This window comes from Pseudomonas sp. P4_B4, from assembly GCF_056402255.1.
Window position 1 is genome coordinate 23,469 of the sequence record NZ_JBFUHS010000042.1, and the last position, 14,993, is coordinate 38,461.

Consider the following 14,993-nt stretch of genomic DNA (forward strand, 5'->3'; position numbering starts at 1 on the left):
ATCACATCTCGCTCAGTACATGGGCATGCCCAATGGTCGAGACCTGAACCGAGCTGCCGGCGGGTGGTGCATACATGCCTGAGCTGCGCACCAGCAGTGATCGGCCCGATTGCTCGTTGCGGGTCAATGGCTGGAGCTCCACCGTCAGCGTGCAGGTGTTGCCGCTGAAATCCCGATCGGTGACCACCGCCCGGCAACCGCTGGCTTCCGGGTCACTGGGGAGGATGCTGGCCAGTTGCAGTTGTTCGGGTCGCAGCATGATCTGCGCCGAGCTGTTGTTGCGGTGGTTGTTGACCGGAATCCGCCCCAGGTCGCAATGGGCCCAACCGGCCTCGATGCGGGCGGGCATCACCACGGCATCCCCCAGGAACAGCGCAGTCTGTTCGTCTTCGGGGTAACGGTAAAGGTCCAGCGGGTGCCCTGACTGTACCAATCGGCCATGACGCATCACCGCCAATTGGTCGGCGAACGACAAGGCTTCACTCTGGTCATGGGTGACCAGAATGGTGGTGACGCCCGCGTCTTCCAGTAGTCGCGCAACCATCTTGCGCATCGCCGCACGCAAGCCGGTATCGAGCGCCGAGAACGGCTCGTCCAGCAGCATCAGTCGTGGCTGTTGCGCCAACGCCCGGGCCAGGGCCACGCGCTGTTGCTGGCCACCGGACAATTCGTGAGGCCAGCGCTCGGCCATCTTCGCGTCCAGCGCCACGCTGTCCATGAGCTCGGCGACGCGCTGCTGTTTTTCAGTGCCCTTGGTGGGCAAACCGAAGCCGATGTTCGCCGCCACGGTCATGTGCGGGAACAGTGCGCCGTCCTGCGGCACGTAGCCGATCAGGCGTTGATGGGCCGGCACTTCGTGGGTGCCGTCGACCAGGGTCTGGCCATTGAGCGATAGACGCCCGGAATCGGGGAATTCGAAGCCGGCAATCATCCGCAGCAACGTGGTCTTGCCTGAGCCGGAAGGGCCGACGATGACCGTGCGACTGCCGCTCGGCACCGACAGGCTGACGTTGTCCAGGGCGCAATGGGCGCCATAGGACTTGTAGAGGGCATTCAATTCAAGAGTGTTCATCGGCCAGCCGTTTTTTTCGATTGGTGATAAAGAAGTCCGGTCAGCGGCAGCGACAGCACAACCATCAATAAGGCGTAGGGCGCAGCGGCCGCGTAATCGATTTCGCTGGTCATGGCCCAGAACCCGGTCGCCAGGGTGCGCGTGCCGTTCGGGGCCAGCAACAGGGTAGCGGTCAATTCGTTGGTGATCGCCAGGAACACCAGCGCCGCGCCAGCGGCTGCTCCCGGGGCAGCCAGGCGCAAGGTGATCAGCCACAGTGCCCGGGCCGGCGAGCGGCCAAGGCTGCGGGCAATGTTTTCCAGTTCCACCGGGGCTTGGGCAATGCCTGCGCGCAGGCTCACCAGGGCACGAGGCAAGAACATCAACAGGTAAGCCAGCAGCACGGTGAAGGTGGTCTGGTAGATCGGCCGGGCAAAATGGATCGTGACGGTCACCAGTGCCAGCGCCACGATAATTCCCGGCAAGGAACTGGTGATGTAGTTGCAGCTTTCCAGTACCCGTTGCAGTCGACCGGGATAGCGGATCGACAGCCAGGCAATCGGGATCGCCGCGCAGGTGGTCAGCGCCGCGCCAGCGATACCCAGTAGCAGGGTTTGCTCCAGAGCGGGCAGCAATTCAGCCATGTCCCAGACTTCCACACCGCCGGCGATGAGCCATTTGCCCAAGGTGATCAAGGGCACGCCCAGGGCCAGGGCGCAGGTCACGATTTGCAGCATCAGTGAGAGCAGGGTGGATGCCGGTTTCAGGCACACGACCCGTTGCTCCCGGGCGCTCCCCGAACCGACTCGAGCGTAACGTGCTGAGCCCCGTGCCGCGGATTCGGCCGTCAACATCGCCAGGCAACACAGCGCCAGCACACTGGCCAGCATGTGCGCTGCCGCACCGTTGAAGGTCGATTTGAACTGATCGAAGATCGCGGTGGTAAAGGTGTCGAAGCGAATCATGGCGTACAGGCCATATTCGGCCAGCAGGTGCAGGCCGACCAGCAGCGCACCACCGCAGATCGCCAGGCGCAATTGCGGCAACACCACGCGGAAAAACACTTTCCAGGGTTTGAGTCCCATGGATTCGGCGACGTCTTCGATGGCCGGATCGAGCCGGCGCAAAGTGGCCGCTACCGGCAAATACAGGAACGGGAAGTAGGCGATGACCGAGACCAGGACACCGGCAAACAAGCCGTGAATCGGTGGCACCAGGCTGACCCAGGCGTAGCTGTGAACGAACGCAGGCACCGCCAGCGGTGCGGTGGCCAGCAACGACCACCAGCGCCGTCCGGGCAAGTTCGTGCGTTCAGTCAGCCAGGCCAATGTCACCCCCAGTGCCACGCACAAGGGAATCGTCAGCAGCACCAGCAACACGGTGTTGACCAGCAGTTCACCGACACGAGGGCGGAACACCAGGGCCACTACGGTTGACCAGCCTGTCTGCAGGGACACGCCAATAACATAGGCGATCGGTAGCAGTGCCAGTAATGAAACCAGCACCGACAAACCGATCACCCATACACCGCCACGTCCCGCAAAGACTCCGCGGGATCGTCGACGCAAATGTGCGGGTGTCGCCTCAGCGACCCCCGCAGGCAGGGTTTCTGGCATCAATTTAGAGCAATCCGGCCTGTGTCATCAGCTCCACGGCTTTTTTACTGTCGAGCCTGGAAGCATCGACAGTCGGCGCATCGAGTTGATTCAGTGGCACCAGTTTAGGGTTGGATTCAGCACCTTTGCCCACGGCGTATTCAAACGACTTGCCGTTCTTCAGGACAGTCTGGCCATCCTTGCCGGTAATGTATTTGAGGAACGCCTGGGCTTGTTCTTTGTGTTTGCTGGAAGCGAGGACGCCGCCGCCGGAGATGCTAACAAAAGCGCCCGGGTCTTTGTGCTTGAAATAGTGCAGGGCGGTGTTCTTGCTGTTTTCACCGGTCTTGGACTGATCCACCAGGCTGTAATAGTGGTAGATCACGCCGCTGTCGATCTGCCCGGCATTCACTGCTTTAAGTACCGAGCTGTTGCCACGGTAGTTGGCGTAGTTGGTTTTCATGGCCTTGAGCCATTCCAGCGTTGCCGCTTCACCTTTTTGCTCCAGGATGGCCGCGACGATGGCCTGGAAGTCAGCACCGCCTGGCGATGCAGCCCAGCGACCCTTCCAGCTCGGCGAAGCCAGGTCCATGATCGATTTCGGCAGGTCGGCTTCCGGCAGTTTGCTCGGGTTATAGACGAACACCGTGGAGCGCGCGGCAATCCCGACCCATTTGCCGTGGGCCGGGCGGTAGGCGGAGTCAACCTGTTCCAGCGTGGTTTTGTCGACTGGCGTAAACAGCCCGGCGTTGTCGACCAGGACCATGGCCGGGGAGTTTTCGGTCAGGAATACGTCCGCCGGAGAGGCGGTGCCTTCCTGCACGATCTGGTTACCCATCTCGGTGTCATCGCCGTTGCGCAAGGTGACGGGAATACCGGTTTCCTGAGTGAAGCCCTCGACCCAGGCCTTGGTCAGGCCTTCGTGTTGCGCGTTGTACACCACGATACCGACGGAGTCGGCTGCATAGATCTGGCCAGCGCTCAGCAAAGCGGTGGCCAGCAGGGCCTTTTTCAAGAACGAAGGGATGTTGGGAATCATTCTGCGGGCTGCTCCTGGTGCATTTTTTTTGAAAGTCATACGCATTGAAAGGCTTGTAAACCAATGCGAATCATTTGCATGTTTTGAATGGCAGGGAATGTAGAGATCCAAATGAGAAAATAACGTCAAAAAAACCGTTAATACATGTAATTTTCATTCAGATTAGCAGCACTGTGCCCACAGTGGTTCGACTCGTCTATAAAACGATGTCGCCGATCAGAATATGACGCTGCCCCGGCTGCCTTTTGTCGTGCCCTCGGCGCACCTGACGGCGCCAGTTGCTGCTGGCGCCCGCTGAGTTCATCAAGGTTGCGAAAGGATTGCTCGGTGATTGCCAGTGCGCCGAGGAACTGGTCCACCCAGTTCAATTCGTCGTCAACGGCCCAACCGGGGGGGGCTATAGCGGATGCCTTGCCGGCCATTTTTTGCGTCTTGCCTGTCAGGGCTGGATTTGCGGGAAGATCAAGACCTGCATGTTGCCGCGCTGATAGCGCTTGCCATCGGTGGGCAGCGCCTCGACTTCCTGAACCTCCGCGACGCTGTTGACCCTCATCACCACCCCGACCGAGCCCTTCTTGCGCGCCTCGGTCATCCATCGCCCGACGTCTTGCTGGGTCACCTTGCGCGAGGCCGCGGCGGGATCCTGTAGGCCGTATTTCATTTCACCGACGACGTTGTACAGCGCAACTTCCGGTCGCCCGGTCAGCCACGACAAGGCTGAGGCCGCCCCCAGGTCGTTACTCAGCAGCGAGGTCGTCTGGTTCAAGCTGTCCAGGTGTTCGGAGATAAACCGGTCGGGCATCTTGCTGTCGACGATCTGGCCCGGCATGGCGGCGGGAAGCAGCGCCACCAGCAGCCAGATGCCGAGGGCCGGCATCGCCCATAACGTCAATGGCCGCAGGATTTGCAGGGCGTTGGCGATGATCCAGCCCAGCAGCACGATGAACGCCAGGGACAGGCTGAACATCTCGGTGTTCTCGTAGATTTCCTTGCTCTGTTGCAGGTACAGCAATGCAACCAGGGCTGTCGTGGCAATGATGACGTTGAGCCAACCGTTGAAACGAATAGTCCGTGATTTGGATTGTTCCACCAGGCCCGTCAGCGCATGCCCCATCAGCAGTGCCATCGGCAACAGGCACGGCATGATGTAGGTCGGCAGCTTGCCGCTGCTCATGCTGAAAATCGCCAATGGCAACAACAACCAGAGCAGGAGAAAACCACCGACGGGCTGACGCTTGTCGTTCCAGGCCTGGATGAATGTCGTTGGCAACAACGCGGCCCAGGGCAGGGCGGAAACAACCAGCATCGGCAAGTAGAACCACCACGGACGGGCGTGTTGCGCATTGTCGGCGGCGAAGCGGCGTACGTGCTCGTTCCAGAAGAAGAAATTCCAGAAATCCGGTTCCTGATGATGAATGGCCAATGCCCAAGGCACGCAGACCGCTGCGGCGACGACGACAGCCAGTGGTCCGTACTGCAACAATTCGCCCATGCGACGCTGCCAGACCATGAAGGGCAGGGCGATCACCGCCGGCAGCAGCCAGGCCAGAAAGCCCTTGGTCATGAAGCCCATGCCACAGGCGATGCCCAGGACCACCCAGGCACCCAGCCGGGCACGCGTGGTGCGGCAGTCGATGGCAAACCACAGGGAAACCAGGCTCAGGTTGACCCAGAGGGTGAACTGCGGATCGAGGTTGGCGTACCCGGCCTGACCGGCAATCAGCCCGAAGCTCATGTAGAGCAGCGCGCAGGCGAAGCTTTTACGTGGATCGCCCCAGAACCGGCGGGCAATCAGGTAGGTCAGCCACACGCTCAGCCCGGTACTCAGCGCTGACGCGATGCGCACCCCGAACAGATTGTCACCAAACACCGCTTGGCCGATGGTAATCATCCAGTACCCGGCAATCGGTTTTTCGAAATAACGCAGGCCCATGAAGTGCGGCGAGACCCAGTTCCCGCCCTGCAGCATTTCCTGGCTGATCTGGGCATAACGGGTTTCATCGGGAATCCACAGGCCGTGGCTCATCAGCGGCAGCAAGTAGAACGCGATGAACGCCAGTACCAGGGCGAACAGCATCCAGCGCTCGTTGGCCGGTGCTGTTGGGGCGTGCAGGCGGGAAGAATGGCCAACAAAATCTGGCAATGGCTGATTTGACGTCATGACTCGACCTTGCGCTGAGAAAGGCTGCTTGAAGAGTGGTATGCAACTTGTCAGAGAGAAAACCGGAATGATATTGAACGCAGAGAAGTTCAATCACACTTCTCCCGTTTTGTTCAGGGTTCATTCAGTCCGGTTTGAAACAACTTAGTGCCAAAGTTCTCGATCCGTAGCGACTTCAGTTTTTTTCTTGTAACAGAGTGTTCCAGTCTTCGGCATTCACAATGCCGAGCACTTGCAGTTGCCCATTGCCATCGATGCGGACAAACAGCGCGCTGCCGTACTCCGCGTCCTTCGCCGCATGCTTCATGCCGGTCTGCTTTACAAAATCCGCGATGCAACCGCTATGGGTCACCAACACAAGGTTGCGCTGGGCAACCTTGTGCGCCACGACATCGTTACGCAAGGTCGTGCCGCACGTAGCCAGCCACTCCTGGGTCCGAGGGTCGCTGTTGAACATGTAATGCGCGGTCTGCACGGTGCGCGTCACCGGGCTGGTGAGGATGTCGGTTTGCGTCAGACCCAGGCGTGCCAGGCCTTGCCCGACACCGGCGGCCGCTTCACTGCCGACACGGGTAATGCCGTCGGCCGGGCCCAGGCAAGGATTGCTGGAACGGTCGCACCGCTCGGCATGACGGACCAGTACCGCAATCTCGCCGGCACTCCATTGTTGTAGTAATTGAGCCCGGGCTTGCGCGCCCTCATGGGCCAGATTGGGCGGGGATTTTGGCCACAGGATAAGGCCGGTGACCACTGCGGCAACGGTCAGGGCACCCATGGCCATTACCGATTTGAAGAGTCGCGACGACGGTTTACGCGAGACGGAGTTGATCAAGTTTGTCCACCAATTGGAGCGCCAGGGAACGTGCCGTTAAAAAAACCTGAAACAGCACAAAGATTTCCGCCGAGACTAAGTTCAGAGAATTTACTGCTGCACAAAGTAAATCTGCGCAGGTGTCGGAGCGGTGAAAGGAATGTGAAAAAATTGCTGAGAAGGTTCGGTCGGGTAATGAGTTGGTTATTGGGAATTATTATCCTTTGTTCCTGCGTGGAATGGCAGCGGGAAACTAACGCGGCTAACGGGACTGGATTCAACGGCGAACTTGTCGCCGTTGAATCGACGGGGGTGGGGGAATCCGAAGTCAAGAGGACGGGCAACCAGCCCGTGTTCCGGCGGCAGCCTGGCTGATCAGCGCGGCCAGGCGCTTGATGTTGTTTTGCTGGGCAAGCACCAGATCATCGATGTTCGCGCCTGAAGGGGTTTGCAAGGTATTGCGGCAAATGACCCTTGCAGGTTCGCTTTCGCCGGCACCGCGCAGGCGCCATTTCACGTCCATCAATGCGTATTGACCGGGGACCGAGTCAAAGCGCTGCACATCGACCCGCACCGAATACCTGCCTTGTACAGGATGGTCGCTCAGTTGATCGGCCAGCGCACTGCGCAATTCATCCACAAAGGTCGCGCCCCACCAATGTGTTTCCAGGATCGCCAGGCCACTGTTGCCCTGGCGAATGACGATCTGCGCGCGATCGACCTGGGGCGGCACGCTGATACTCTCGATCTGAATCACCCCGGTAGTGGTCCTGGAGTGATCACCCACCTGGGCCGGGGTCAGGGTGTGGAATTGAATCGGGTCACTGCGGCAAGCGGCGAGCAGCAACAGTGTGGTGACCAATGTGAACTTCAGCGGAAAAGCCATGGGTGTTGCTCCTGTGCTCAATTGCGCGGTGGCCCTTGCAGATCCATGGGTGCGGCATTGTTCGGACGGCCGCGAAGCAGCGATTCCGGATGCCGTCCCAGGTAATCCGAAAGATCACGCAAGGATCTCGACGTGCGTCCCAGTTCATCCAGGGTCTGCCCCAGTTTTTCCCGTTGCGGCGAATCCTCGGCCAAAGTCGAACTGGCGGATTGCAGGGTCGAATTGGCCGTTTCCAGCGTCTTGCTGACGTCCGACAAGGTGGTTTGCACGACAGGCAAAATCTTGCCGTTGAATTGCATCATGCCTTTGCGCAGTTCGACGAGATTGCCATCGAGATTGCCGGCGATACGCTCGATCGGCAGTTTGTTGATCTTGTCGACCATGGATTCGAGTTTTTCCTGCAATTGCTCGAGGCTGCCCGCAATGGTCGGGATCATGACCGGGCGCGCGTTTGCATCGAAGGCGACTTTGTCGGCCTTGGGGTAAAAGTCCAGGGCAATGTACAGCTGGCCGGTCAGGAAGTTGCCGGTGCGGGCCTGGGCACGCAGGCCGTTTTCGATGAAGGTGCCGATCAGGCGTACGCCAGCGGCTTCGTTATTAGGGTCATGATTGAGCGCCTTGAGCATTTTGATGTGGGCCTGGCCCAGGCGTTGCGGGTAGATCACGATGCCGACGTTGATTGGAAAGGAACGTTTTTTCTCGTCGTAATCCAGATTGACCGCCACCACCTTGCCGATTTCCACACCGAGGAATTCCACCGGGGCATCGACCTTGAGCCCGCGCAGTGCCTGGTCGAAGCGCATGGCCAGGTACTGCGGCTTGCCGTTTGGCGGGGCGAGGGCGGTTTGTTGGTCTTCGAACAGTTCGTAGGCGTACTCTGCGGCAGCAGGCTTATCGTTGGGGCTGTAGTCTGGCGCGCGAAAGGCAATGCCGCCCACCAGCAAGGCAGACAAGGATTCGGTCTTGACCGCAAAACCGTTGGCGCCGACGTTCACGTCAATGCCGCTGGCGTTCCAGAAACGGGTGTTTTCCGTGACGTACTTGTCATTGGGTGCATGGATGAACAGTTCTATGTTCACACCCTTTCCATCCGGGTCCAGCGCGTAGGCCACCACCTGGCCCACCGGGATCTTGCGGTAGTAGACCGGAGAGCCGATATCCAGCGACCCCAGGTCCTGGGTGAACAGGGTGAAACGCTTGCCCGGCTCGCCGTAGGTGATGGGCGGCGGGTTCTCCAGCCCCGTGAAGTTTTTTGCCCGGCCGTTGGCCTGGCCGATATCGGCACCGATGTAATCGCCCGACAGCAGTGTATCGATACCGGACACACCGCCCGCGCCAATGCGCGGCCGCACGACCCAGAATTGTGAATCTTCGCGGGTAAAGCTTTCGGCCTGCTTTTCCAGTTTGATGGTGGCGTTGACGCTCTTCTGGTCATTGGCCAGCTCCACATCGGAGACATGACCAATCACGACATTGCGGTATTTGACCTCGGTTTTATTCGCGGTCAGGCCGTCCCCGGTCTTGAACGTGATAACGATGGTCGGGCCTTGCTGCAACATGCTGTGAACCACCAGCGAAATACCCACCAGCACCGCGACGATCGGGACGATCCAGACCAGCGAAACGCTGAAGCGGCGGGTCTTGATCGGCGCGAGCCCAGGGGCTTGCGGCCCGTCAGTGGCTTGTGACTTCATCCGTGACCTCCTCATTGTGTGGGTTTTCCCGTTCTTTATCCCAGATCATGCGTGGATCGAAACTCATTGCCGACAGCATGGTAAACACCACCACCAGACCAAAAAACAGAATGCCCGGGCGCGGTTCGATATCGGCCAGGGCCTGGAATTTAACCAGCGAGGCTACCAGGGCGACCACGATCACATCGAGCATCGACCAGTAACCGATGACCTCGACGAAGCGGTACAGCGTCGACCGTTCTTTACGTGCCCACTCGCTGTCGCGTTGCACGGTGACCAGCAGCAGTGTGATGGCGACGAACTTGATGCCCGGCACCGCGATACTGGCAATGAAAATGATCAGGGCGATGTCCCAGGCGCCGGCTTCCCAGAACTCCAGCACGCCGCTCATGATCGTGCTGTCGGCGCCATGGCCGACCATTTCGGTGTTCATCACCGGCAACAGGTTGGCCGGGATGTAAAACACCAGGGACGCGATCATGTAGGCCCAGGTGCGGGTCAGCGAATTGGTTTTGCGCCGGTGCAGCGGTGCACCGCAACGCTCGCATTCGTGGGGCTCGAAGGTCATGTCGCAGGCGAGCCCGCAGGTGTGACACAGGCACAGGTTGAGCTCGTCGGCGTAAGGAGGCGTGCTCATACTATGTCCCATAGTTCGCGGATATCGCGCCCGGCGATGCGGATCATCATCAGGCTCAGCGCAGCCAGGGCAAACAACCCTATGCCGGGCAGCACATCGAGCAGTCCGGCGAGCTTGATCACAGCGACCATGGCACCCAGTAAGCAGACTTCGAGCATGCTCCAGGGCCTCAGGGTTTCCAGCCAGCGCATGCAGAATTTGAATCCGGGCGAGCGTCGCCCGCTGAGGGCGAAGCCCAGCACCCAGATCAGCAGCAACAGCTGGAAAATCGGCGCGATGATCATGGCGATTGCCGCCACCATGGCGATGAACGTGATAGGCCCCAGGCTCAGGGCCAGCACCGAGTCCCAGAGCGTTGCGCTGTTCTTCACGCCTTTGAAGCTGATGCTCATCACCGGATAGAAATTGGCGAACAGCCACAGCATCAACGCTGTGAAGGTCAACGCAAGACGCTGTTCTACCGTGAGACCGTTATAGCGCTGAAGCACGCCGCCGCAGCGCGTACACAGGGTTTTTTGATGTTTGGCGAGCGTTACTTTCTGGTACACGCTGTCGCAGTGCTCGCAGATGATCAGTTGATCAGTAGTTGCCATGGGTCAAGCTCAACAGAAGGCAGGAAGTTCAGAGCACCCCCTCAATATAGAAGTGACTCGCAATTGAGCAAATCGAAAGTCGCAACCTGAACACTATCCGCCGCCGGGGGATGGCTCGACCCACGGAATTACATGGGAAGCAAGCGACGAACGACCTCGAATTCCACTGCCTGCAATGCGCGTTTTGAAAATAACCGTACTAGGCTGACTCGGGTGCCTTGAGTAGCAACGGGAGTTCCATTGTTTGGGTCGTTGAACGCCTGGAACTAACCAGAGGCATGGTTTGGGGGTAACTCACCAGGGTCCGGTCACGGATTACTTGAAAACAAGTAGCCGGCCACAAGGATCCGTCCCGATAAAGGAAGGTCGCCATGAAAAGACTCTCGCATCGCTCAAGGTTCTACATTGCAGGTTCATTACTGATAGCGCTTAACGGTATGGCCCAGGCTGCACAAACAGAAAAGACCAATATCCTGTTCATCGTGTCCGACGATACCGGCTACGGCGACCTGGGGCCGTATGGTGGCGGTGTCGGCCGGGGCATGCCGACACCCAGCATCGACGAACTGGCCGCTGAGGGCACAACCTTTTACTCGTTCTACGCGCAACCAAGCTGCACGCCAGGGCGAGCCGCCATGCAGACCGGGCGCATCCCCAATCGCAGCGGCATGACCACCGTGGCCTTCCAGGGCCAGGGCGGTGGTTTGCCCGCCGCCGAGTGGACGCTGGCCTCGGTGCTCAAGACCGGCGGTTACGAGACCTACTTCACCGGCAAGTGGCACCTGGGTGAAGCCGACTATGCGTTGCCCAATGCTCAGGGGTATGACGTGATGAAGTACGTCGGCCTCTATCACCTCAATGCCTATACCTACGCCGACCCGACATGGTTCCCCGACATGGACCCGGAAACCCGGGAAATGTTTACCAAGGTGACCAAGGGCGCACTCTCGGGCAAGGCGGGAGAAAAGGCCGTCGAAGAGTTCAAGATCAACGGCCAGTATGTTGATACGCCGGTCATCGATGGCAAACCCGGTGTAGTCGGGATCCCCTACTTTGACGGTTATGTCGAAAAAGCCGCACTGGAATTCCTCGACACCGCGGCCAAATCCGACAAGCCGTTCTTCATCAACGTCAACTTCATGAAAGTGCACCAGCCGAACCTGCCGGCACCGGAGTTCGTTCACAAGTCGATCTCCAAGTCCAAGTACGCCGACTCGGTGGTCGAACTGGATACGCGCATCGGCCATATCATGGACAAGCTCAAGGCGCTGGGCCTGGATAAAAACACGCTGGTGGTTTACACCACCGACAACGGCGCCTGGCAGGACGTTTATCCGGACGCCGGTTACACGCCATTTCGTGGCACCAAGGGCACTGTGCGCGAGGGCGGTAACCGGGTCCCTGCGATCATGACCTGGCCTGGAAAAATCAAGCCCAATGCCAAGAACCACGATATTCTCGGCGGGCTCGACTTGATGGCGACCTTCGCCTCGGTGGCCGGCATCAAGCTGCCGGAGAAGGACCGCGAAGGTCAGCCGATCTATTTCGACAGCTACGACATGACCCCGGTGATAACCGGCACTGGCCCCGACCCACGTAAAGAGTGGTTCTATTTCACCGAAAACGAGTTGTCGCCGGGGGCGGCCCGCGTAGGCAACTACAAGGCCGTGTTCAACCTGCGTGGCGACAACGGTGTGCCGACCGGTGGCCTGGCCGTGGACACCAACCTGGGCTGGAAAGGTGAGTCGAAGTACGTGGCGGTCGTACCGCAAGTCTTTGACTTGCTGCAAGATCCACAGGAGCGTTACGACATCTTCATGAGTAACGTCACCGAGCGCACCTGGACCATGGTGCCGATCAGTCAGGCGATCAACAAGCTGATGCAGACCTACATCAAATACCCGCCACGCAAGCTGCAAAGCATGGGCTACGACGGGCCGATCGAATTGTCCAAGTACCAGAAATTCCAGTCGATTCGGGAAAGCTTGCAGAAGGAGGGCGTCAATATCCCGGTGCCTAACTAGCGGTGCGGCAGCGGTCTTGCTCAAGACCGCTGCATTTCTGTCAGCCAGGCGGGGGAACTCCCTCGCCACGGCTACCCGGTCAACCGAGCACTTCCCGCATCCGATACCAGAACATGCCAAGGGCCAGCAACGGTGAACGCAGGGCGCGTCCGCCGGGGAAGGTCATGTGCGGCACGGCGCTGAACACGTCGAAGCCTTGGCTGTGGCCGGCATGGATCGCTTCGCCCAACAACTTCGCGCACCAGTGGGTCACGTTCAGTCCATGACCGGAGTAACCCTGGGCGTAGAACACGTTCGGGTGCAGGCTCAGGCGCCCGACCTGGGGAAAGCGGTTGGCCGAGATGCCGATCTTACCGCCCCACTGATAATCGATGCGCACATCGGCCAGTTGCGGGAACACCTTGAGCATTTGCGGGCGCATGTAGGCGCTGATGTCCGAAGGATCGCGCCCGGAGTAATGGCAGGCACCGCCGAACAGCAAACGCCGTTCAGCCGAGAGCCGGTAGTAATCCAGGCCGACTTTCTGATCGCACAGCGCGACGTTGTGCGGGATCAGTTTTGCAGCGGCCTCTTCCGACAAGGGTTCGGTGGCGATGATGTAGCTGCCCGCCGGGAGCACCTTGCCGCTGAGTTTCGGCTCCAGCTCTTCCAGGTGCGCATTGCAGGCCAGTACCAACGTGCCGGCGCGCACCGTGCCACCGGCGCAACGGACCTGCACCGTGCTGCCATGGATCAACTCCAGCACCGGGCTCTGCTCGAAAATTTGCACCCCAAGGGACTCGGCAACTTGCGCTTCGCCAAGGACCAGGTTCAGCGGATGCAAATGCCCCGAGCCCATGTCCACCAGGCCACCGGCATACACACCAGAGTTCACTACTTGTTCACGAATCTGCTCCGGCGCGACCAGTCGGGTTTCAAAGGCATAACCGGACTCGATCAGTTCCGCCTGCTCGGCCTTGAACGCTTTGAACTGGGCCGGGGTATTGGCCAGTTCGCAGAAGCCCCAGCTCAGGTCGCAATCGATGCCGTGCTCGCGGACGCGCTTGGCCACGACTTGCACCGATTCGGTTCCGGCGTGTTCCAGGTATTGCACGCCATCGGCGCCGATGTGCTTGGCGAACCCACTGACGTCATGGCCGATACCACGAATCAACTGGCCACCGTTGCGCCCGCTGGCGCCCCAGCCAATTCGCCGGGCTTCCAGCAGGACCACCGAGAGCCCGCGCTGGGCCAGTTCGATGGCGGTGTTGATGCCGGTGAAACCCGCGCCGACCACGCAGACATCGGCCACCAGGTCCGAGGCCAGCGCGGGACGCTGCCTCATGCCTTTGGCGGACGCTGCGTAATAGGAGTGGGTGTGTTCCTTGGTGTACTGATTCATTTGTTGGACTTCACTTTGCTCCACGAACGGGTCATCAGGCGCATGATCGACTGCGGCGGCGTGGTGGAAATGTAGAGTTTGTCGAGGACTTCCTGGGACGGATAAACCTCGGGGTTGCTGACCAGCTCAGGGTCCATGTACTGCTTGGCGGCCGGGTTCGGGTTGGCGTAGCCAACCGAAGCGCTGACCTTGGCAATCACTTGCGGGTCCAGCAGGTAGTTGATGAAGGCGTGGGCTTCCTTCGGGTTGCTGGCGTCGGCGGGGATGGCCAGCAGGTCGAACCACAGGTTGGCGCCTTCCTTGGGAATGGCGTAGGCGATGTTCACGCCGTTCTTGGCTTCCTTGGCGCGGTTGGCGGCCTGGAACACGTCGCCCGAGTAACCGAACGCCACGCAGATGTCGCCGTTGGCCAAGTCTGAGACGTACTTGGAAGAGTGGAAGTAGGTGATGTAGGGGCGGATCTGCAGCAGCTTGGCTTCGGCCTTTTTGTAGTCCTCGATACTTTCGCTGCGTGGGTCCATGCCCATGTAATTGAGCATCGCCGGGAACACTTCGTCCGCCGAGTCCATCATCGACACGCCGCAGGCGCTGAGCTTCTTGATGTTTTCCGGTTCGAACAGCACGGCCCAGGAGTCGATCTTGTCGATGCCCAGCACAGCCTTGACCTTGTCGACGTTATAGCCGATGCCGTTGGTGCCCCACAGGTACGGCACCGAGTGCGAGTTGCCCGGATCGTTTTTCTCCAGCAGCGTCAGCAGTTTCGGGTCAAGGTTCTTGAAACTCGGCAGTTGCTCGCGATCGAGCTTGAGGAATGCGCCGGCCTTCACCTGACGGGCGAGGAAGTGGTTGGACGGCACCACCACGTCATACCCGGTGCGACCGGCAAGCAGTTTGCCTTCCAGGGTTTCGTTGGAATCGAATACGTCGTAGATCACCTTGATCCCGGTTTTGGCCTGGAAGTCGACGAGGGTGGTATCGCCGATGTAGTCGGTCCAGTTGTAGACGCTGACCTGGGGTTGGGCCTGGGCAACGGCACTGAACAAGACCGCCAGCGCGACCGGGACCACGGATTTCAAAAGACGCATATCGATACCTCTTGGAATTATTGGATTCTTCAGGCA

At 59.6% G+C, this 14,993-nt stretch carries 12 protein-coding genes and 1 pseudogene; 1 reads left to right on the top strand and 12 read right to left on the bottom strand.

Annotation, left to right across the window (positions count from 1 at the left end; translation table 11 throughout):
- Position 1 precedes the first annotated feature (1 nt).
- From AC1DVE_RS28000 to AC1DVE_RS28045, 10 genes and pseudogenes are all read right to left on the bottom strand, one after another.
- On the bottom strand, positions 2-1,072 hold the full coding sequence (locus AC1DVE_RS28000) for an ABC transporter ATP-binding protein (protein ID WP_223461167.1): 1,071 nt from the start codon (positions 1,070-1,072) through the stop codon (positions 2-4).
- On the bottom strand, positions 1,069-2,667 hold the full coding sequence (locus tag AC1DVE_RS28005; RefSeq protein WP_223461169.1) for an ABC transporter permease: 1,599 nt from the start codon (positions 2,665-2,667) through the stop codon (positions 1,069-1,071). The genes AC1DVE_RS28000 and AC1DVE_RS28005 overlap by 4 nt, the downstream gene beginning before the upstream one ends.
- A gap of 4 nt (positions 2,668-2,671) precedes the next feature.
- Positions 2,672-3,685, bottom strand: coding sequence for an iron ABC transporter substrate-binding protein (locus AC1DVE_RS28010; RefSeq protein ID WP_223461171.1), 1,014 nt, complete (start codon positions 3,683-3,685; stop codon positions 2,672-2,674).
- Between the two features lie 275 nt (positions 3,686-3,960).
- Positions 3,961-4,077 (bottom strand): annotated as a pseudogene (locus tag AC1DVE_RS28015) (ABC transporter ATP-binding protein); the annotation flags it as partial.
- 47 nt (positions 4,078-4,124) lie between these two features.
- Complete coding sequence (arnT, locus tag AC1DVE_RS28020) at positions 4,125-5,846, bottom strand: lipid IV(A) 4-amino-4-deoxy-L-arabinosyltransferase (protein WP_223532010.1); 1,722 nt, start codon at positions 5,844-5,846, stop codon at positions 4,125-4,127.
- Positions 5,847-6,021: 175 nt separating this feature from the next.
- Positions 6,022-6,678 (bottom strand): lipopolysaccharide core heptose(II)-phosphate phosphatase PmrG, encoded by a 657-nt coding sequence (gene pmrG / locus AC1DVE_RS28025; protein WP_223461175.1) that lies wholly within the window; start codon positions 6,676-6,678, stop codon positions 6,022-6,024.
- Positions 6,679-6,985: 307 nt separating this feature from the next.
- On the bottom strand, positions 6,986-7,543 hold the full coding sequence (locus tag AC1DVE_RS28030; protein ID WP_223461177.1) for a PqiC family protein: 558 nt from the start codon (positions 7,541-7,543) through the stop codon (positions 6,986-6,988).
- 17 nt (positions 7,544-7,560) lie between these two features.
- The gene (locus tag AC1DVE_RS28035) at positions 7,561-9,237 is read right to left on the bottom strand and encodes a PqiB family protein (protein ID WP_223461179.1); all 1,677 of its coding nucleotides are present in this window, start codon (positions 9,235-9,237) and stop codon (positions 7,561-7,563) included.
- The gene (locus tag AC1DVE_RS28040; RefSeq protein WP_223461181.1) at positions 9,218-9,874 is read right to left on the bottom strand and encodes a paraquat-inducible protein A; all 657 of its coding nucleotides are present in this window, start codon (positions 9,872-9,874) and stop codon (positions 9,218-9,220) included. Before AC1DVE_RS28040 ends, AC1DVE_RS28035 begins: the two co-directional genes overlap by 20 nt.
- A complete protein-coding gene (locus AC1DVE_RS28045) occupies positions 9,871-10,467 on the bottom strand; it encodes a paraquat-inducible protein A (protein WP_223461183.1) in 597 nt (198 codons plus the stop codon). Before AC1DVE_RS28045 ends, AC1DVE_RS28040 begins: the two co-directional genes overlap by 4 nt.
- 371 nt (positions 10,468-10,838) lie before the next feature.
- Between AC1DVE_RS28045 and AC1DVE_RS28050 the strand changes: the two genes are divergently transcribed.
- A complete protein-coding gene (locus AC1DVE_RS28050; protein WP_223461184.1) occupies positions 10,839-12,491 on the top strand; it encodes an arylsulfatase in 1,653 nt (550 codons plus the stop codon).
- A gap of 79 nt (positions 12,492-12,570) precedes the next feature.
- Here the strand turns inward: AC1DVE_RS28050 and AC1DVE_RS28055 are convergent, their stop codons facing one another.
- Positions 12,571-13,872: an NAD(P)/FAD-dependent oxidoreductase gene (locus tag AC1DVE_RS28055; RefSeq protein ID WP_223461186.1), complete on the bottom strand. Its 1,302-nt coding sequence runs from the start codon at positions 13,870-13,872 to the stop codon at positions 12,571-12,573.
- Positions 13,869-14,957: a polyamine ABC transporter substrate-binding protein gene (locus AC1DVE_RS28060; protein WP_223461189.1), complete on the bottom strand. Its 1,089-nt coding sequence runs from the start codon at positions 14,955-14,957 to the stop codon at positions 13,869-13,871. The genes AC1DVE_RS28055 and AC1DVE_RS28060 overlap by 4 nt, the downstream gene beginning before the upstream one ends.
- Between the last annotated feature and the right edge of the window lie 36 nt (positions 14,958-14,993).